The following is an 18512-nucleotide window of genomic DNA, read 5'->3' on the forward strand; positions in this document are numbered from 1 at the left end:
TTGATGCAAATCATTTCCAAGTTTTTCTGTAGACTGCCGCGCAAGAGGGACGGTTTCCCTAGAGGGCGACCGCCAGGACGCGGGAAAAATTATGAGCGGTTTCCGCTCAAAAAAGACGTCCGGGGAGTTTGCTGGAACAGGGCGTTGGCATAGTGTGCTGCCGGGAGGAACGGCAACTTGATGCCATTGCGGGCCAACAGGCTCAATCTCGCCAGGAGGTATCTCTGGGGGGCACTTGTTGCCGCCCTGATTCCGCTTGTTTTCATCGCCGCCCTCTACGACCGTTACAGCGCCGACCTCGTCGACAATCTCGTGACCAACCGCGTCAACGCCAATCTGGAAGCGGCGGCGGTTCGCATGAGCAATTTCATGGCCGTGCAGGTCAACAAGCTGGAAAGCATCGTCGACCTGCCGGACACGACGGACTTTTTCCTGGAAGAAGAAGGCAGCGCGATTTCACCGCTCCTCAGGGATTTTCTCCTGTTGGAAGTCGAAAGTCCGGACGTTTACGCGATTGAGCTTTCCAGGGTGTCCGGGGAAACGGTCGCGACGGTTCCGGCCAACCGCACCCGCGAAGACCCGGCCGGTCTCAATACGTTGCCGCTTGTCCAGCACGGCGCCGTTGAAATTCTCGGGCCGGTTCTGCCCGGACAGGGACGGCCGGGCTGGTTCCTGATCCGCATGCCCGTTTTCCTCAATCAGCAAAAGATTGGCGTCGTCTCGCTGCGCATGCGGCTGTCGTCGCTGACGGAACTCGCGGCACAACTTGTCGAGCCGGATGTGTACCAACCGCAGATCGTCGTCTTCGAGCGGGTACGCATGACCCCGGTCGGAACCGAAGCCTTCTCAACCAAGGAACTGGCGCGCTCGCGCCAGTTCCTGCCCGGTTGGCGCATCCATCTTGTCGAAGGCGGCGGCGATCTGGAAGAGCCGCGCGAACGGATACGCTTTGTCCTGCTCTTCGCCGCCGTTGTGTCGGCGCTTGTGCTTGTGGCCCTGTTCCTCAAGATGTCTCAAAGGCTGTCCAGCTATCTCGTTCCGCTGAACGAAGGCGCGAAAGCCATCGCCGACGGCAATTTCAATGTGCCTGTTTCCGAGGACGGGCCGGGCGAACTGGGCACGCTTGCGCGGTCCTACAATCGGATGCGCGAGCAACTGGAAACCCTGATCGCCTCCCGGGTGGAGGTCGAACGCCGCGCGGCGCTCGGTGGCATGGCGGCAGGCATCGCCCATGAAATCCGCAATCCTCTGGCGACCGTCGTCACCACCGTGCACGGCCTGAAACGGAACGAGAACGACCCCGAACGCCGGCAGATGTTCGACGTTATCTCCTCGGAGATCACGCGCGTCGACAAGACGATCGGCGAATTCCTCAACTACGCCAAACCCAGCCCGCCGGTCCGGGAACCGGTGCTGATCCGGGACGCGTTCCGGTCGATCCGGACGCTGCTGGCAACCAGCGCGCACGAAAAGAACATCGTCATCGATCTCTCCGGGGATTCCAGTCTTCAAATCGAAATCGACCCGGCGCACTTCAGCCAGATCCTTTTGAACCTGGCGCTCAACGGTTTCGACGCCATGCCGGACGGCGGCCACCTGAAACTGCGTGCCTACCGGGACGGCGGCAGCATTCACGTCACCGTGTCCGACGACGGTTCGGGAATGGATGACGCGACCAGGGAAAGGGTGCTCCGGCCGTTCTTCACCACGCGCGCCAAGGGATCGGGGCTTGGCCTGCCGGTCACGAAGCAGCTTGTGGAGACCAATGGCGGCGAGTTCTTCATCGAGAGCGAGGCCGGTCACGGAACCACGGTTACGCTCGTATTTCCAAGGGGGAGTGGGGGGCAACAATGACCAGTCCGAATGTCCTCATCATCGATGACGAAATCAATCTGACCCGCTCGCTGGCCTTCACGCTGCGCCAGGCGGGCATGGACTGCAAGGAAGCGCATAACGGTCATATCGGCTGCAAGATCGCGCAACGGGAGACGCCCGATATCGTCCTTCTCGATGTCCGCATGCCCGGCATGGGCGGACTGGAGGTGCTCGGCTGGTTCAACGAGGAGCTGCCCGGCGTTCCGGTGATCATGATGTCGGCCCTCGACGACACGCAGGATGCGGTTTCCGCCATCAAGATGGGCGCGGTCGACTATGTCTCGAAACCGTTCGACGTTGACGAACTGATCCACCTGCTCAACGAAACGGAGACGAGACGGCAACTGGCGTCTGAGGTCCGCTACCTGAGGGAACGGTCCATAGAGTTCGACTTCATCGGAGGCAGTGCGGGGATCGCTCAGCTCCGCCGCGATATCGAACGGATCGCGGCGAGCCAGGCGCAGACGGTTTTTCTGACCGGAGAAACCGGTGTCGGCAAAGCGGTGGTCGCGCGCGAACTTCACCGGCAGGGCAGCGGCCTCGACGCGTCCTTCGTCGAGGTCAATTGCGCCACTTTGCCCGTCAGGCAGATCGACACGGAACTGTTCGGAGCCGAGAGAGGCGGAGGGCACGGTTCGCCGTCAAGGCCGCGCGGACTGGTGGAGATCGCCAATGGCGGCACGCTCTTTCTTGATGAAATCGGGGAAATGCCGCTCGAGGTTCAGGCGAAATTGCTGAACTTTCTGGAAACGAGATCCTACAGGGTCGCCGGCAGCAATCGGGAGTATCATGCCGATGTTCGGGTGATCGCGGCGACCAACAAGGATCTCGCCGCCTCGGTCGACGCGGGAGATTTCCGCCGGGACCTGTTTTTCCGGCTGAACGTGGTTCCCATCGCCATTCCTCCGTTGAGGGAGCGGGAAAAGGATATCGAACTTCTGGCGGTACACTTCGCGGTCAAACACGCGCAGTCGTCCGTGTCCGCCCCGATCGGATTCGACAAGACCACGCGCGAGTTCTTCCTGAGTTACGACTGGCCCGGCAATGTCCGCGAACTGAAGAACCTGGTCGAGCGGCTTTCGATTCTCTACCCCGGCCAGACGATCACGGCGGACAGGTTGCCGCCTGAAATCAAATCGGTGGAACCCAAACGGGCACTCTCGATCGAACAGTCGATGGAAAATGTCGAACGCGACCTCATTCGAGAGGCCCTCATGCGCAGCAAGGGTAAAAAGGGGCTCGCCGCGGACCGGCTTGGTATTTCCCGCCATGCCTTGAAACGCAAGATGCAGCGGCTGGGGCTGGCATGACGACGATGTGCCGGGCATTCCTTGCCTTTTTTTGCATCCTTCTGGCGACACTGCCTGTCGCGGGCGAAAGCCTGCGCATCAAGGCGGGGTGCCTTTTCCCCCTGACCGGACCGGGAGCTCTTTACGGGCGCGACAGCACGGTTGCGATCAAGCTTGCCCAGAAGCACCTAGAAAGCCTCGAACCTTTCGGTTATCCGCAGGTCGACGTCATCGTCGAGGATACGCGGTCAAAGTCCCTTCGCTCGCTTCAGATCGCGCGGCGGCTGATCGACGAAGACCGGGTCGATTTTCTCTGTGGCGTCGTCAACTCCAGCGTCGCACGGGCCGTTTCCGGTCTCGCGCGGGACGAGGAGGTGTTTTTCATCGGAACAGATCATGCCTCACCGGCGCTGACCTCCGAGGACCTGCATCCCTACTACTTCCGCGTGAACAACGGCACCCGCCTGTCGATGCGCGCCGGCGCCAAGTATATTCGCGAAACCTATGGAAACCGGAGCGAGCCGGTGAAGATCGCTTTCATCGGTCCGGATTACGAATACGGCTATCAGGCCTGGGACGACCTGCGCAGATTTTTGCAACAGCAAGGCACGGAATTCGAGATCGCCGGTGAATACTGGCCGAAGGTTTTTGAGACGGACTTCTCACCCTATATCCAGTCGTTGCTTCGCACCGACGCGGATATTGTCGTCAACGGCCAGTGGGGGCTCGACTTCGTCACCTTCGTCAAGCAGGCCGCACAACTCGGTCTCTTCGATCGCCTGCAGTTCATGAACTTCGATGCCGGCGGCAACTACGAGCTTTTGGCCGAACTGGAAAACGACATGCCGCTCGGGCTCGTCCTGTCGGCGCGCCATCATGTCAATTGGCCGCCGACGGAGCGCAACCGCGCTTTTGTCGAGGAGTTCCGGGAGGAGGCCGGGCGCTACCCGAGCTATGCCGCGCAAGGAGCCTATGCCGGAATACTGGCCATGGCGGAAGCCGTGCGGAACGCCGGCGGGACCGGAGACAAGGACAGGATCCGCGAGAGCCTGGAACACCTGACCTTGAGCCTGCCGGAGGATCCGGACGGGTTCCGCTCGAAAATGGACCCGGTCAACCATCAGATCCTGCAGGTCCAGGCCATCGGCAAGACCATCTTCAACAACAGTTTCGCTCCGGCCAAGGTCATGCTGGGCGATTGGCGGATCTACTATCCTCCGGAAAGCTGGCCGACCTTCAAAAACGGCAGTTGACGGTTTGAGCGCTCTCCGCGCAGGAATGAAGCCGAATGAGCGCCAACCGCTCATTTTCCTTCTCTCTCCGAATGGCTCCGGCCCCCCGTTTCGCGAAAACTGATCGCAGTGCACCGGCAAGGCGCACGGGGAGGAAATCCGCATCGCAACACGTAAACCGGCCGCACATGTCGACGCGCGCCGACCCTTGCGGGTGCCTTCCCCTCGACAGACCATTGGAGGAGGACTGATCATGGCATCAGCCAACAAGGGGGCGCGCGCACGCGCGGCTAGAAGCTCAAGAAACATTCTCATGGCGGCAACGGCGCTCGGCCTGGCTGCGTCTTTCGTCGCTGCAGGCAGCGCCCAGGCGCAGGAAGAGCCGGTCAAGATCGGACTGGTGACCTTCCTGTCCGGTGGAGCCGCGGGGCCGTTCGGCGTTCCGGCGCGAAATGCCGCCGAACTGGTGATCGGTGCAATCAATGCCGGGTCGCTTCCCGCGCCCTACGACAGCGCGGGTTTTGCCGGCAGGCAGATCGAGACCATCTTCGTCGACGAGAACTCCAAGCAGAAGAACGCCGATTTCCAGAAACTCGTCGAAAAAGACGGTGTCGACATGGTGCTCGGCTATATCTCCTCAAGCAGTTGCAAGGCGATCGCACCCGAGGCGGAGAAGGCTGAAAAGCTGACGATCCTGTTCGACTGCGGCACACCGCAGATTTTTGAAGAGATCGTCACGGATCCCAAATACACCTTCCGGACCGGCGCTCATGCGACCATGGATAACGTTGCCGCGGCCCGTTACCTTGTCGACACCGGCGTCAAGACCGGCTCCTATGCGGGCATCAATCAGAATTACGCCTTCGGTCAGGACTCCTGGCGCGACTTTTCCGCGTCCATGGCCCAGGTCGACGGCGAGGCGACCATTGCCACGGAACAGTTTCCGAAAATCTATGCCGGACAGTACGGCTCCGAGATTTCGGCGCTGCTGACCTCCAAGCCGGATGTCATTCATTCCAGTTTCTGGGGGGGCGACATGGAGGCATTCGTGATCCAGGGTTCCGCTCGCGGCGTGTTTGAGCGCTCGAAAGTCGTGTTGACCACGGGCGAGACCGCCATGCACCGGCTGGGCGCCCAGATGCCGGATGGCACGGTGATCGGCGCGCGCGGCCCCCACGGCGATCTCGCCCCGGAGTCCGACCTCAACGACTGGTTCCGCAAGGCTTATTTCGACCGTTTCGGCACCTTGCCGACCTATCCCTCCTACAAGATGGCACAGGCTCTGCTTGGCGTGAAAGCGGCCGCCGACAAGGCCGGAAGCGCCGATCAGGATGCCGTTATCGGGGCCTTGAAGGGGCTTGAGTGGGAAGGTCCGAGCGGCAAGGTTTCCATGGCGCTAGCCAATGGCCACCAGGCCATTCAGGGAACGGCTTACGGCACCTACAAGTTCGACAAGGAGACCGGCAAGGCCGCGCTGGTCGACGTCGTTCGCTACGATGCCGAATGCGTGAACCCGCCCGCCGGCATGAATTCCATCGACTGGATCGAAAGCGGCTTCGAAGGCGCCAAGTGTGAGTAACGCCGAAAACTTGCCTGTCAGGGGCTTCCTCCCGGGACGTTCCGTCTGACGCATCGCCGGGTCTCCGAAGGCAATGCCTCCGGGACCCGGCCCTTTCCCGGCGGTGCCGCCGCCCGGCACCGTTCGATTTCTGACTGTTATGGAGTTTCAAATGCTTACCGCTGTCGCGATAGCAGTGGATGGGCTCGGCTTTGCCGCGTGGCTCTTCCTGTCTTCGGTCGGCCTCACGCTTATCTACGGCGTGATGCGGATCCTCAACATCGCCCATGGCGGTTTCTATGCTCTTGGCGCCTACACGGCAGCCTGGGCGGTCGGTCTCTACACACAGACCGGCAGCACGATCGCGCTGACCTATCTGATCATTCCGCTCGCGGCCCTGGTTGCCGGCGTCGTCTCCGGTCTGCTGGTCGAGCGCGGCATCCTGCGCTTCATGTATGGCCGGGACGAGGTCCTGATGGTTCTCGTGACCTATGCGATTTTCCTGATTTTGGAGGACGTGACCAAACTCATCTGGGGAACCGACTCCTATGTCTCCTATCAGCCGGCTTACTGGCTCGGGACGATCGACGTTTTCGGCCTGCCTTACACGGTCTACAAGTTTCTCATCATCGCCGTCGCCATCGCGGTCGGAGCGGCGCTCTATGTCACGCTCAATCACACGAGGGTCGGCAAGCTCCTGCTGGTCGTGATCGAGGATCGGGAGGTCAGCAAGGCGCTCGGCATCAACGTGACCCTGTTCTTCACGGTGACCTTCGTCATCGGGGCGACGCTCGGCGCGCTCGGCGGCGCTCTGACCGCGCCCGAGATTTCCGTTGTCCCCGGGATCGGCGCGGAAATCATTGTCATGGCCTTCGCCGTGATCGTCATCGGTGGCATGGGGTCTATCGGGGGCGCGATGCTCGGTGCCCTGATCGTCGGCTTTTCGAGAGCCGCCTTCGTTCACCTATACCCGCCGGCCGAACTCTTCTCGATCTATCTCGTCATGGCCGCCGTGCTGGCCGTGAAGCCTTACGGATTGTTTGCACTCGCGGAGAGCAGAAAGATATGACCAAGTCCTTCGACAAAACGGAATGGGGGCTCATGGTCGCGCTTCCCGTTCTCATCTGCCTGATTTTCGTCCTGCCGGCCTGGGTGGTCAATTATGTTCAGGTGTCGCTCGGCACCGGTCTGGTCGCCCTGGGTGTCACGATTCAAATGCGCGCCGGGCTCGTTTCCTTCGGGCAGGGGCTCTTCTTCTGCGTCGGCGGTTACTCGGCGGGGCTTGCCGGGAAATTCCTCGGCATTTCGGATGTTTTCCTGCTTCTGGTCCTGGGGTTGGTCTCCGGTATCCTGATTTCCTTCGTGCTCGGTTTCCTTCTGCGCCGCTATCGGGAGATCTTCTTCGCCATGCTCAGCCTGGCGGTCTCCATGATCTTGTTCGGTCTGTTGTCCAGCACCGAGGAACTCGGCAGCACGGACGGTTTCAACCTGCCTCAGGCGACCTATTTCGGCTGGGCGCCGGAGGGCGACACGGGCAAAACGATGCTCTACGCCGTAACGTGCGTCGTCACGGTGATTTGGGCAATCGCGCTCAACAGGATCCTGCGCAGCCCGCTGGGATACATCAACGAAGCCATTCGCGAGAACGAATTGCGCGTGGAATATCTCGGCACCTCGGCGCGCCAGGCTGTTCACGTCACCTATGTGATCGCCGCGGCCGTCTCGGCAACCGGCGGGGTTCTGTGGGCCATGGCGCTGGGCCATGTCGACCCGGAAATGACGAACTGGACCACGTCCGGACAGTTCGTGTTCGTTTCGATCCTTGCCGGAACCGGAAACATCGTCGCCCCTCTGATCGGGACCTTCATACTGGAAATTGTCCGCGTCTACGCGGTCGAGGTCTCTCCCAATACCTGGCAGATGATTCTCGGCACCTTGATGCTGCTTACCATCGTCTTCCTTCCCAAGGGGCTCTGGTCTCTGATGAATACCGCAAAGAAGAAAACCGGCACGGTCCCGGCTGCGGAAGCCGTTGCGGGAGAATGACATGACGACCATTCTTGAAACCAAAAACCTGGAACGCACCTTCGGCGCCGTCGTCGCGGCAAAGGACATCAATATCCGGATCGACGCCGGCGAGGTGCTGGGCGTTATCGGGTCCAACGGGGCCGGCAAGACCACCTTCGTCAACATGGTGACCGGCTATCTGCCGCCGAGTTCCGGCGAGATACTCTATCGCGGAGCGCCGATCACGGGGAAGCCGACGCGCGAGATCATGCGGCTCGGCATCTGCCGGTCTTTCCAGATCCCGCAACTCTTTCCCGAAATGGGCGTCCTCGATAACATGCTGATCGCCCTGACGATCGCGAAACAGCAAAAGCCGGTTCTGTTCCGGCCGGCCATCGACCGTGTCGTCGAGGATGAAGCCATCGCGCTGCTGACACGTTTCAGGATCGAACGTTACGCCCATCAGGAAATCCAGACCCTGCCGCAGGGCGTTCGCAAGCTGGTCGATATTGCCATGGCCACGGTCTCCGATCCCGCGCTCCTGTTCCTGGACGAGCCGACAAGCGGCGTGAGCGCGGACGAGAAGATGGACTTCATGCGCGTCCTGATCGACGCCCTCAAATCGACCGACACGGCCGTTTTGTTCATCGAGCACGATATGGAGATCGTCGAGGAATTCTCGCCGCGGTGCGTGGCCTTTTACGAGGGCACGATTCTGGCCGATGGACCGACTGGGGACGTGCTCAAGGACGCGAAAGTGCGTGAGTTCGTCATCGGCAGCGAGTTCCACCGCAAGCCCGACGAAAGCGTGGAGACAGCCACCGGAAAGGGAGCCGCCTGATGCTGACCGTAACCGACATCAACTTGTCCATCCAGCGCGTGCCGATTTTGAGGGACGTCGATCTGGAGATCGATACGGGTACAACCTGCGGGCTGATCGGCCGCAATGGCGCGGGCAAGACCACCTTGATGCGCGCCATCATGGGGCTTCTGCCGATCGAAAGCGGAACCATCCGGTTCAATCATGCCTCCCTCGACGAAGCCAGGGCGCACGAGCGGGCGAAGCTCGGCATCGGTTACCTGCCGGAGGACCGGCGTCTGGTGCCGCATTTCACCGTCGAGGAGAACATTCTCGTGTCGCTCTGGGCCACCGGCAACCCTGACCGATCCCGCGTGAGCTGGGTCTACGAGCTGATGCCGGAGATCGGCCGCTTCGCCTCGCGCAAGGCGATGACGCTCAGCGGTGGACAGCAGAAACTGGTGGCTTTGGGCCGGGCGCTCGTGGCCGGCTCGAATCTCCTGCTTTTGGATGAACCCTTCGAAGGGGTCGCGCCGGCTCTGGCGAAGCGATTGATGGAAGTGATTTCCGACCTGAAGTCGGAACATCTGACGGTCCTGATTTCCGAGTCCGACTACACCCATTCGGAAAATGTGGTCGACAAGGTCTATTCCATCGAGCGCGGTCAGATCAGTCTGATGAACGCGCTTGCAGCATGAGGCGAGCCATGAACGACTTTATCTTCAATACAACGGCTTCTATTCGCCTGAAGAGCGGCGGCGCGGCTGAACTCGGCGATATTCTCGCGGATATGCCGATCGCCGCGCAGGAGCGCGGTGCAATGCTGGTTACCGACCCGGGCATCATGAAGCTCGGGCTTGCCGACGCGGCCCTGGAGAGCCTTGAGGCGCGAAAGATCAAGACATTGGTGTTCGACAAGGTGGAAGCCGATCCCAAGGCGGAAACCGTGCTTGAGGCGACTGCCATCGCGAAGGATGCCGGGATCGGCTGTATAATCGGCTTCGGCGGCGGCAGTTCCATGGACGTGGCGAAGGTCGTTGCGCTCCTGTGCGGGGCCGACCAGCCGCTGGACGCGCTTTACGGCGTCAATCTGGCGAAGGGAAAGAGACTGCCGTTGGTGCTTGTGCCGACCACCGCTGGCACGGGGTCGGAGGTCACCGCCGTCTCCATCCTGACGACGGGAACGGAGGAAAAGAAGGGGGTCGTCACCCCGATCATCCTGCCCGATATCGCATTGCTCGACCCCGATCTGACCATCGGCCTGCCTCCGCACATAACGGCCGCAACGGGCGTTGACGCCATGGTTCACGCGATCGAGGCCTTCACCTCGCGAAGCGCCAACAACAATCCGATCTCACGAACCCTCGCCAAGCAGGCACTCGACCTGCTCGCCGCCAATATACGCGAAGCGGTCGCGAACGGTAGCAACAGGGAGGCGAGAGTCAACATGCTGCTCGGCTCCATGCTGGCCGGTCAGGCCTTCGCCAATTCTCCGGTCGCGGCGGTGCATGCTCTGGCCTATCCGGTGGGCAGTCTCTTCCATGTCCCGCACGGTCTGTCCAACGCGCTCGTGCTTGCCGAGGTCATGCGCTTCAACGCGGCCGACTGCGGGGCCGAATACGCCGAACTCGCCCCGCATGTCTTTCCCGATATCGACACGGGCCGGTCAAGTCAGGCGGTAACGTTGGACTTCATCGAAAGGCTCGTTTCACTCAACCGCGATCTGGGTCTCGAGCCGGGGCTGAGCCATGTCGGCATAACGAAGTCGGATATCCCAAAGCTGGCGTCCGACGCGATGAACCAGACCAGGCTCCTGGTGAACAATCCGCGCGAAGTCCGGGAGGAGGACGCGGCGCGGATCTATGAAGCCTCTCTCTGACGGGGAGTGCTTTGGCGCGGCAATATCGCGGTCGGTTGCCGTGACGCGATGGAAAAGACCGCATGTTGGGAGGTAAATACGATGAAATCCATTTTTCTGACCGCGGCGTTCTGCTGCGGGCTGACGGGCGCTGCCCTGGCCGAGGGCTGGCATACGTCCCCGTGGGGGCCGGAAGACGAACTCGGTGCGGCCAATCTCATCACGCCGGAAAGCGTGCTGGCGGCATCGAAGCTCGTCAAGACAGGCAAGACATACAATCTCGGCATCGAGGTCAGTAAAACGACGCCGGCCTTTTCCCCGCGATCCATGAGCATAACCGTGCTGCAGCCCAACCAGATCACGACTGAGGGCCTCGGCACGAACGGCATGACCTACAACGATGATATCTTCATGGGGTGGCTCGGCATCGGACCGCAGATCGACGGTCTCGGTCATATCGGCATCAAGCATACCTACTATAACGGATTTGCCGGCGCGGAGGTCGCCAAGGCGGACGGGCTTGCCAAGCTGGGACTGGAAAAGCTGCCGCCGATCGTGACACGTGGCGTGTTGCTCGACATGGCCGCTTTCTATGGGCAGGACATTGTCGAGGAAGGCACGCCCTATACGAGGGAAGATATCATCTCAGCCGCCGAGGCGCAGGGAGTCGAGCTGAAAAAGGGAGATGTCGTTCTGTTTCACTCGGGCTGGCTGAACCTGCTCGACGGCGAGAACCCGGACCATGAGCGCTATGTGAAGGTGGAACCGGGACTGGGTATCTCCGGCGCGGAATATCTCGCCGAGGTTGGCGTCGTGGCGGCGGGGGCCGACACCTGGGGCCTTGAAGCTGTTCCTTTCGAGAAAGGATCCGATGGTGTCTTCGCCGTTCATCAGATACTAATTCCGCAAAATGGTATTTACATTCTCGAAAACATGGATACCCGTGAACTTGCCAAAGACAAGGCGTACGAGTTCATGTTCGTTCTGGGCGTCACCCGCATGAAGGGGGCCGTCCAGATGATGATCAATCCGACGGCCATCCGCTGACCGTTCGGAACATTCGGCCCGGCCCCGCGTTCATGCAGGACACGGGGCCGTCAACTGTGAAAAGGAAGTTTCCGATGCCAACCATGTATGAAAGCCTGACCCAGCGGCTGCAGCGCCCGGATTTGCTCTGCACCCAAGCGTTCCTGGGAGGTGAATGGGTTGGAAGCGGCGGTTCCGGCGAAGAATTCGGCGTGACGAACCCGGCGACGGGGGAACTTATCGTCAACCTCCCGGATCTGGGCGTGGAGGAAACCAGGGCGGCGATCGACGCGGCCTATGTTGCGCAGAAGGACTGGGCCGCGAAAACCGGCAAGGAACGCTCCGCTGTCCTGCGCAAGTGGTACGATCTCATGGTGGCAAATGCCGACGATCTCGGCGCCATCCTGACCGCCGAAATGGGCAAGCCGCTTGCCGAGGCCAAGGGTGAGATCCTGTATGGAGCGAGCTTCATCGAATGGTTTGCCGAAGAAGCAAAGCGCGTCTATGGCGACGTCATTCCGGGGCACCAGGGCGACAAGAGGATTGTGGTCCTGAAACAGCCGGTCGGGGTGGTCGCTTCCATCACGCCGTGGAACTTCCCCAATGCCATGATCGCCCGCAAGGTCGGGCCGGCGCTAGCCGTTGGCTGTGCCTTCGTGGCGAAGCCTGCCGGTGAAACCCCTCTGTCGGCGCTCGCCATGGCGAAGCTTGCCGAAGAGGCCGGGTTGCCCAAGGGGCTGTTTTCGGTGATCACCTCGAGCAGGTCCTCGGATATCGGCAAGGAGTTCTGCGGCAACGACAAGGTCCGCAAGATCACCTTCACGGGCTCCACCGAGGTTGGCCGGATCCTGCTGCGCCAGGCGGCCGACAAGGTGCTCAAGGCGTCCATGGAACTGGGTGGTAACGCGCCGTTCATCGTCTTTGACGACGCGGATCTCGACGCCGCCGTGGAAGGGGCCATGATCTCCAAATACCGCAACAACGGCCAGACCTGCGTCTGCGCCAACCGCATCTACGTCCAGGCGGGCGTCTATGACGCTTTCGCCGAAAAGCTTGCGGAGGCGGTTGAAAAGATGAAGGTCGGCGACGGATTCGAGGACGGCGTTGTTGCCGGCCCCCTGATCGATGAAAAAGCCCTTCAAAAGGTCGAGGACCACGTTGCCGACGCGCTGTCCAAGGGCGCGCAGCTCGTGACGGGAGGCAAGCGCCACGACAAGGGCGGCACGTTCTTTCAGCCGACCGTCCTGACCGGCGTCACCAAGGACATGAAGGTATCCACCGAAGAGACCTTCGGTCCGGTCGCGCCGCTCTTCAAGTTCGACACCGTGGACGATGTCATCGAGCAGGCGAACGACACGATCTTCGGTCTGGCGTCCTATTTCTATGCCAGGGATCTGTCGCGCGTCTGGCGCGTTGCCGAGGCGCTGGAATACGGCATGGTCGGCATCAACACCGGTCTGATCTCTACCGAAGTGGCGCCCTTCGGCGGCATCAAGCAGTCCGGTCTCGGCCGGGAAGGGTCCAAATACGGCACGGACGACTTCACCGAGATGAAGTATCTCTGCTTCGGCGGGATCTAGGAGCGACTGTCTTCTGACTTCACGGGGCGCCGGAGAAACCGGCGTCCCGTACGCCGGTCCGTGTGACTGCGGATATTGCCCGGCCTCTCAAATCGTGACAGCCTTCTCCATAGCCTTGGAGGAGGAGAGCCATGCCGGAGATTTCCAGCGACCGCGATTGCCAGACCGTCATCACGACCTTCGAGATGACCCCGGGCACATGTTTCGATCTTCTTGACGAACTGAAGGACGCCTACGAGAGCTTCATTCGTCACCAGCCGGGATTTATCGGCGCGGGACTTCACGTGAACGACGCCCAGACCCGGATCGCCAATTATTCGCAGTGGCGCAAGCGGGAGGATTTCCTGGCCATGCTGCGCTCTCCGGAAATGCGCGAGCGGAACAGGCGCATCAGCGCGCTGTGCAAAAGCTTCGAGCCGGTCATGTATGACGTGGCGGAGAGTTTCGGTTAGACAAGGCCCGGGTCGCGAAGGTTTGCCGCTTGTTCTCCGGAGTTACGAGCACTTGCATGACTGACGAGATTGTCGATTGCCGGGCCTTGACCGATGACAGACTGTGTGCCGCCATGAATGCGGCGTTTTCCGACTATGTCGTTCCCGTAACCATGACAGCGGAGACGTTTACGACTTTTCGGCTTCAGCGGGGTTTCTCCGCCGAACACTCCTTCGCCGTACTTGCGGATGGAGACATCGCGGCATTCTGGTTTTCCAGCGCTCCGCTTCCCGCCTATGGAAACAGGGCCTATACGCTTTCCGTCGGCACCGACCCAGCCCATCGGCGCAAAGGATTGTCCCGACGGCTTTTTCAGGCGGTGGTGAACAAGCAGAAGCAGGCAGCGGGGCAAGGTCTGCAGCTGGAAGTGATAACCACAAATCGGCACGCCATATCAGCCTATGAGACCTTCGGCTTCCGGACCTGCCGCGATTTGCGTATCTGCGAAGTTCCGGCCAACGCCGGATCTTCCGCGTGTCTGGAAGGTCTGACATTCGAAACTGCGCGCGTCGAGGACCTTCCGGTGGACGAAACGCCGTTCTTCGACACGGATCCCACCCCACAGAACGCTCGAACGGCGCTTGAAGGCCTGACAGAGCGTGTCGTCATCGTCGTGGCCCGCACGGATGAAGAGATGCTTGGCTGGATTGCGGTCTACGAGGATTTCTCGGTGGCGCAGCTAGCCGTCAAAAAGGGACGCCGGAGGCAGGGCATCGGAAGCGCGCTGCTGCGTGAGGTCAGCCGGAGAATGCAAGCCGTGACCTTCAGGCTGGTCAATGTCGACCGGAACGCCACGGCGCTCAATGCCTTTTTGGACCGGGCAGGAGCGCAGGACATCTTGCGACAGTACGATATGCGCCTGGTCTTTTGAAGTCGCGCCTTGGCGGGGCCGCTCAGTCGCCCTTCTTGAAGGGCGCGTTTTCGGCGAGTGCCTCGTTCTCGCGCTCAACGGCGCGGCGTTCGTGCTCCAGATAATCCGCAACCGCTTCATGAAGCCCTTCGTGGGCGATCCAGTGCGCGGAATAGGTGGTGGTCGGCAGGTAGCCGCGCGCAAGCTTGTGCGCGCCTTGCGCGCCTGCCTCCACGCGCTGCAGGCCTTTGGCGATGGCAAAATCGATGGCCTGGTAGTAGCAGAGCTCGAAATGCAGGAACGGGTGATGTTCCGTACAGCCCCAGTGGCGGCCGAACAGCGTTTCCGATCCAATGAAATTCAGCGCGCCGGCGACGTAACGCCCATCCCGTTTGGCCAGCACCAGTAGCGTGCGCTCCGCGAGCCTTTCGTTGATGAGCGAGAAGAACTCGCGGTTGAGATAGGGGCGTCCCCACTTCCTGGAACCGGTGTCCATATAGAAGGAATAAAAGGCATCCCAGTGGGCCTCCGTCAGGTCGGAGCCGGTAACCCACTCCACCTCCAGGCCTTCCGTGCTCAGCGCCTCCCTGCGTTCCTTCTTGATGGCCTTGCGTTTGCGCGAGGCGAGATCGGCCAGGAAATCCTCGAAGCTCTCGTAACCCTTGTTTTCCCAATGAAACTGCTGGTCTGTGCGCTGCAGGTAACCGAGTTCTCCCAGTGCGTCCCATTCCGGCTTTGTCAGGAAGGTGGCATGGACCGACGAGGCGTTGTGGCGCTGGCACACCTGAACAAGCCCGGCGGCAAGCGCCTGCAGTCCGGCCTCCCGGTTGATGCCCGGCCCGGTGAGAAACCGGCGTCCCGTCGCCGGCGTGAACGGCACGGAAATCTGCAGCTTCGGATAATAGTCGCCACCGGCCCGGTAGAATGCGTCTGCCCAGCCGTGGTCGAACACGTATTCGCCCTTCGAATGGCTTTTCAGATAAGCGGGGACCGCCCCGAGCACCAACCCTTCGTCATCCATCAAAAGCGTATGCCGGGCGTACCAGCCGGTTTCGTTCGTTGCGCAGCCGGAGGCTTCAAGTGCCTCGAGAAAATCGTAAGAAAGGAAAGGGTTGAATGACTTTTCTTGAGAAAGTGGATGAAGATTGTCTTCCACCAGACCGGCCAGCTCGCCGAGAGGCGTACAGTGCGGGTCCTTTTCCAGCAGTCCGCGACCCGTAAGACGCCAGCCCGGATTGGCCACCCGATCCCAGTCCGCCGCCGCGACATCCTTGAGGGAGGTCACGATCCGCAGGGAGTATGTCGGCTGAGGCCGGGCGGCTTCCGGGGTCTTGCCGCCCTTTGCACCGGTGAAGGTCATGCGTCGAAAAAACCAGAGTACGGAGCCATATCAGGAATGTAGAGCTGCCATTTTGCAGTGCAAGAGGCAAGACTCCGTGCCTATGCGATTGCTCGGTCGGTTTTGTCCGGGTCGAAGCCTTCGAAGACGATCTGATCGGCGTGGCGGGCTGCGATTTCACGCTGATCCCGGGTGCGGACGGTCCAGCACATGAGCGGGGTCTTGAATATTGTCCGGAAGACGCTCGGCCCGATCGCCGGCAGATCGTTGACGCCGTAGGAGATGAAATGCGGCCGCGTGCGCGGCGCATGCAGAATATGCCTGAGAATGAACCGGTCCGTGCGGCTGCATCCGGCATAGTCCGGGCCTGGGCGGGCGCTGTCGGCCACGATGCCCCGCAGCACGGACGGATTGTGCCGTCTTGCGATCGAGAGCATGTCCGGGTCGAAGCTCTTGATGCAGACCGGGCCCTTGTAGGCCGCGACCTGGTCCACGACGCGTCGCACGAAGTCACCCTGCGCGTCCCGGCGCAGCAGCGACTTGATCTCGATCACGAGCGGCACCTTGCCGCCGACAAGCTCGAAAAGATCCGGCAGCAGCCAGAGCGTGTCGGTGCCGGTCTTCATGTGGATTTGAACGAGCTCCGTCGAATCGCGATCGATGACCTTGCCCGTACCTTCCGCCAGCCGGTCGAGCGTGTAGTCGTGAAAGACCAGGGCTTCGCCATCCGAGGTTTCCTGAACATCGACCTCTATGCCGAAGCGCCGGTCCATCGCGTGCTGGATGGCCGTGGGCGTGTTTTCGATGATGCCGTTGTCCGCGTCGTGATAGCCGCGATGGGCGATCGGGCGGGCGAATAGGGCCTGAAGGTCTGGCGGCATGAAACGGGTCTTTGCGGTAGCGGGCCTGTCGAGCGATTGCGCGCGGGGCGGCAGTCAGTCCACGATTTCGAAGATGGCCTCGATTTCGACGGCCGCGCCGAAGGGCAGGGAGGCGGCGCTGACCGCCGAGCGGGCGTGACGCCCCTTGTCGCCCATCGCTTCGACCAGAAAATCGGACGCTCCGTTGATCACCTGCGGCTGATCGCCGAAGTCGGCTGTCGAATTCACGAAGCCGACGATTTTGACAAGCCGCGCCACCTTTTCGAGGTCGCCGGTCGCGGCCTTTGCCTGAGCCAGCAGGTTGATTGCGCAGAGTTTCGCGGCCGCCTTGCCGCTGTCGACGGAAAGATCCGCTCCGAGTTTGCCGGTCACCTGCAGCTTGCCGTCTTCCATGGGCAATTGTCCGGAAACGAAAAGCTGGTTTCCGGTCCGGACGAAGGGCACATAGTTCGCCGCGGGAGCGGCGGCTTCCGGCAGATTGATCCCCAGGCTCGCGAGCCGGTTCTCGATTGTGTTGCTCATGCGACGACTCCTTGGCGGACTGACTTTTTCGTGTCTTGGCGCAATTCAACGGTGGTGACAAGGCAGAAATTCACCGGTGCGCGGGAGACGAACCTGTGGAGGACTGAAGGCCGGGTTGGCGGAAAGCTCTTCATTCCTTTGAAAACTGTGAAATAAGGCGTTCAGGTATCGATAATGCCGCCAGCCTGAATATTCCCGGTGACGGAAAAAACCGATTGCCGCATAATGGCAAGGCAATGATCCAGCGGTTCAAGGCATGGAGTTCACGAGTTCTCCGAGATCCTTTAAGCGCCTGGCGAGTAAGAGGTTCGTTAAATGCACTGCGATCGCAAGTCCCTGTCCCCGTTCTGCCTCATGGTCACCTTGGCGTGCATGTCGGGTGTCCTGTCCGGGACCGGCAGCTTCGCGGGAACCGTCGGTGGAGCAGCGGGTGTCAAACTCGTTCCCCACAGGGTGGTTTACGACATGGAACTCGCCGAAAAGGAAGAGAAATCCGGGATAACGGCCTTGAACGGGCGCATGGTCTACGATTTTTCCGGGAATGCCTGCGAGGGCTACAGCGTCAACTTCCGGTTTGTCACGGAATTCCAGGACGTAGACGGCGGATCGCAGATCACGGATCTGCAAACCACCTCCTTTGAGGAGCCGAAGACGGCGAGCTATCAGTTCTTGTCAAAAACCTATGTCGATCAGGAACTGGTCGAAGAAACCCGCGGCACCGCTCGTGTCGACAATGGCAGCAGGACCGTGGAACTCAAGGTGCCTTCCGAGAAATCGCTTCAGATCAAGCGCGAAGTTCTGTTTCCGACGGAACACCTGTTGGCGATCCTGAAGGCCGCCGGGGAGGGACGGTCTTTTCTGCCGGCGGACATTTACGACGGGGCCGAGACCGGCGAAAAGGTGTATGCCACCACCAGTGTCATCGGCGCCAGGTCCGTCACTCCGGCAAGCACCGTGAAGGACGGCCCGGACGCGCCGCTGGCCGGGCAACCCTATTGGCCGGTGACGGTTGCCTATTTCGATCCGGGCGAAGAAAACGCCTCCGGGGAACTTCTTCCCGTCTACCAGCTTTCCTTCTGGCTTTATCAGAACGGCATAAGCTCCCATCTGAAGCTGGACTATGGCGATTTCATCATTCAGGGCAGAATGGCGTCTCTGGAGTTTCTGGACGAGACGGCCTGTCCTTTGCCGTAGTGGCCCTTCT

Annotated in this window: 17 protein-coding genes; 14 read left to right on the forward strand and 3 right to left on the reverse strand. The window is 60.9% G+C overall.

Features of this window, described 5'->3' with window-relative positions; translation table 11 throughout:
* Positions 1 to 180 precede the first annotated feature (180 nt).
* From JF539_RS07040 to JF539_RS07100, 13 genes are all read left to right on the forward strand, one after another.
* Entirely contained in the window at positions 181 to 1854 is a 1674-nt protein-coding gene (locus JF539_RS07040; RefSeq protein WP_207139606.1) for a sensor histidine kinase, read from the forward strand.
* Positions 1851 to 3185, forward strand: a complete 1335-nt coding sequence (locus JF539_RS07045) for a sigma-54-dependent transcriptional regulator (protein ID WP_207139607.1) — start codon at positions 1851 to 1853, stop codon at positions 3183 to 3185. The genes JF539_RS07040 and JF539_RS07045 overlap by 4 nt, the downstream gene beginning before the upstream one ends.
* Complete coding sequence (locus JF539_RS07050; protein WP_207139608.1) at positions 3182 to 4417, forward strand: ABC transporter substrate-binding protein; 1236 nt, start codon at positions 3182 to 3184, stop codon at positions 4415 to 4417. Before JF539_RS07045 ends, JF539_RS07050 begins: the two co-directional genes overlap by 4 nt.
* A gap of 232 nt (positions 4418 to 4649) precedes the next feature.
* Complete coding sequence (locus tag JF539_RS07055) at positions 4650 to 5975, forward strand: ABC transporter substrate-binding protein (RefSeq protein WP_207139609.1); 1326 nt, start codon at positions 4650 to 4652, stop codon at positions 5973 to 5975.
* A 151-nt stretch (positions 5976 to 6126) separates the two neighbouring features.
* A complete protein-coding gene (locus tag JF539_RS07060) occupies positions 6127 to 7023 on the forward strand; it encodes a branched-chain amino acid ABC transporter permease (protein ID WP_207139610.1) in 897 nt (298 codons plus the stop codon).
* The gene (locus JF539_RS07065) at positions 7020 to 8000 is read left to right on the forward strand and encodes a branched-chain amino acid ABC transporter permease (protein WP_207139611.1); all 981 of its coding nucleotides are present in this window, start codon (positions 7020 to 7022) and stop codon (positions 7998 to 8000) included. Before JF539_RS07060 ends, JF539_RS07065 begins: the two co-directional genes overlap by 4 nt.
* 1 nt (position 8001) lies before the next feature.
* Positions 8002 to 8802, forward strand: coding sequence for an ABC transporter ATP-binding protein (locus JF539_RS07070; protein ID WP_207139612.1), 801 nt, complete (start codon positions 8002 to 8004; stop codon positions 8800 to 8802).
* Positions 8802 to 9458 (forward strand): ABC transporter ATP-binding protein, encoded by a 657-nt coding sequence (locus JF539_RS07075; protein ID WP_207139613.1) that lies wholly within the window; start codon positions 8802 to 8804, stop codon positions 9456 to 9458. Before JF539_RS07070 ends, JF539_RS07075 begins: the two co-directional genes overlap by 1 nt.
* A gap of 8 nt (positions 9459 to 9466) precedes the next feature.
* Positions 9467 to 10639 (forward strand): iron-containing alcohol dehydrogenase, encoded by a 1173-nt coding sequence (locus tag JF539_RS07080; protein ID WP_207139614.1) that lies wholly within the window; start codon positions 9467 to 9469, stop codon positions 10637 to 10639.
* Between the two features lie 81 nt (positions 10640 to 10720).
* Positions 10721 to 11665 carry a cyclase family protein gene (locus tag JF539_RS07085; RefSeq protein WP_209017028.1) on the forward strand — a complete coding sequence of 315 codons (945 nt, stop codon included), beginning with the start codon at positions 10721 to 10723 and terminating at the stop codon, positions 11663 to 11665.
* Between the two features lie 83 nt (positions 11666 to 11748).
* The gene (locus JF539_RS07090) at positions 11749 to 13224 is read left to right on the forward strand and encodes a succinate-semialdehyde dehydrogenase (protein WP_207140875.1); all 1476 of its coding nucleotides are present in this window, start codon (positions 11749 to 11751) and stop codon (positions 13222 to 13224) included.
* Between the two features lie 131 nt (positions 13225 to 13355).
* Positions 13356 to 13676 carry an antibiotic biosynthesis monooxygenase family protein gene (locus JF539_RS07095; RefSeq protein WP_207139616.1) on the forward strand — a complete coding sequence of 107 codons (321 nt, stop codon included), beginning with the start codon at positions 13356 to 13358 and terminating at the stop codon, positions 13674 to 13676.
* A 56-nt stretch (positions 13677 to 13732) separates the two neighbouring features.
* Complete coding sequence (locus tag JF539_RS07100; protein WP_207139617.1) at positions 13733 to 14587, forward strand: GNAT family N-acetyltransferase; 855 nt, start codon at positions 13733 to 13735, stop codon at positions 14585 to 14587.
* 22 nt (positions 14588 to 14609) lie between these two features.
* On the opposite strand, the gene JF539_RS07105 is transcribed toward JF539_RS07100, so the two are convergent.
* The 3 genes from JF539_RS07105 to JF539_RS07115 all read right to left on the reverse strand — a co-directional run bounded on the left by JF539_RS07105 (position 14610) and on the right by JF539_RS07115 (position 17308).
* On the reverse strand, positions 14610 to 15926 hold the full coding sequence (locus tag JF539_RS07105) for a GNAT family N-acetyltransferase (protein ID WP_207139618.1): 1317 nt from the start codon (positions 15924 to 15926) through the stop codon (positions 14610 to 14612).
* Positions 15927 to 16006: 80 nt separating this feature from the next.
* Positions 16007 to 16786: a glycerophosphodiester phosphodiesterase family protein gene (locus JF539_RS07110; protein ID WP_207139619.1), complete on the reverse strand. Its 780-nt coding sequence runs from the start codon at positions 16784 to 16786 to the stop codon at positions 16007 to 16009.
* A gap of 54 nt (positions 16787 to 16840) precedes the next feature.
* Positions 16841 to 17308, reverse strand: coding sequence for a RidA family protein (locus JF539_RS07115; protein ID WP_207139620.1), 468 nt, complete (start codon positions 17306 to 17308; stop codon positions 16841 to 16843).
* A gap of 315 nt (positions 17309 to 17623) precedes the next feature.
* On the opposite strand from JF539_RS07115, the gene JF539_RS07120 reads away from it, so the two are divergent.
* A complete protein-coding gene (locus JF539_RS07120; RefSeq protein ID WP_209017030.1) occupies positions 17624 to 18502 on the forward strand; it encodes a cell envelope integrity EipB family protein in 879 nt (292 codons plus the stop codon).
* Positions 18503 to 18512 lie beyond the last annotated feature (10 nt).

This window comes from Roseibium aggregatum, from assembly GCF_017309185.1.
In the GTDB taxonomy this organism is placed as follows: Bacteria; Pseudomonadota; Alphaproteobacteria; order Rhizobiales; family Stappiaceae; genus Roseibium; species Roseibium aggregatum_B.

Coding starts and splice junctions, on each gene's coding strand:
- JF539_RS07040 (WP_207139606.1), top strand. CDS start 181: ATGCCATTGCGGGCCAACAGGCTCAATCTCGCCAGGAGGTATCTCTGG.
- JF539_RS07045 (WP_207139607.1), top strand. CDS start 1,851: ATGACCAGTCCGAATGTCCTCATCATCGATGACGAAATCAATCTGACC.
- JF539_RS07050 (WP_207139608.1), top strand. CDS start 3,182: ATGACGACGATGTGCCGGGCATTCCTTGCCTTTTTTTGCATCCTTCTG.
- JF539_RS07055 (WP_207139609.1), top strand. CDS start 4,650: ATGGCATCAGCCAACAAGGGGGCGCGCGCACGCGCGGCTAGAAGCTCA.
- JF539_RS07060 (WP_207139610.1), top strand. CDS start 6,127: ATGCTTACCGCTGTCGCGATAGCAGTGGATGGGCTCGGCTTTGCCGCG.
- JF539_RS07065 (WP_207139611.1), top strand. CDS start 7,020: ATGACCAAGTCCTTCGACAAAACGGAATGGGGGCTCATGGTCGCGCTT.
- JF539_RS07070 (WP_207139612.1), top strand. CDS start 8,002: ATGACGACCATTCTTGAAACCAAAAACCTGGAACGCACCTTCGGCGCC.
- JF539_RS07075 (WP_207139613.1), top strand. CDS start 8,802: ATGCTGACCGTAACCGACATCAACTTGTCCATCCAGCGCGTGCCGATT.
- JF539_RS07080 (WP_207139614.1), top strand. CDS start 9,467: ATGAACGACTTTATCTTCAATACAACGGCTTCTATTCGCCTGAAGAGC.
- JF539_RS07085 (WP_209017028.1), top strand. CDS start 10,721: ATGAAATCCATTTTTCTGACCGCGGCGTTCTGCTGCGGGCTGACGGGC.
- JF539_RS07090 (WP_207140875.1), top strand. CDS start 11,749: ATGTATGAAAGCCTGACCCAGCGGCTGCAGCGCCCGGATTTGCTCTGC.
- JF539_RS07095 (WP_207139616.1), top strand. CDS start 13,356: ATGCCGGAGATTTCCAGCGACCGCGATTGCCAGACCGTCATCACGACC.
- JF539_RS07100 (WP_207139617.1), top strand. CDS start 13,733: ATGACTGACGAGATTGTCGATTGCCGGGCCTTGACCGATGACAGACTG.
- JF539_RS07105 (WP_207139618.1), bottom strand. CDS start 15,926: ATGACCTTCACCGGTGCAAAGGGCGGCAAGACCCCGGAAGCCGCCCGG.
- JF539_RS07110 (WP_207139619.1), bottom strand. CDS start 16,786: ATGCCGCCAGACCTTCAGGCCCTATTCGCCCGCCCGATCGCCCATCGC.
- JF539_RS07115 (WP_207139620.1), bottom strand. CDS start 17,308: ATGAGCAACACAATCGAGAACCGGCTCGCGAGCCTGGGGATCAATCTG.
- JF539_RS07120 (WP_209017030.1), top strand. CDS start 17,624: ATGCACTGCGATCGCAAGTCCCTGTCCCCGTTCTGCCTCATGGTCACC.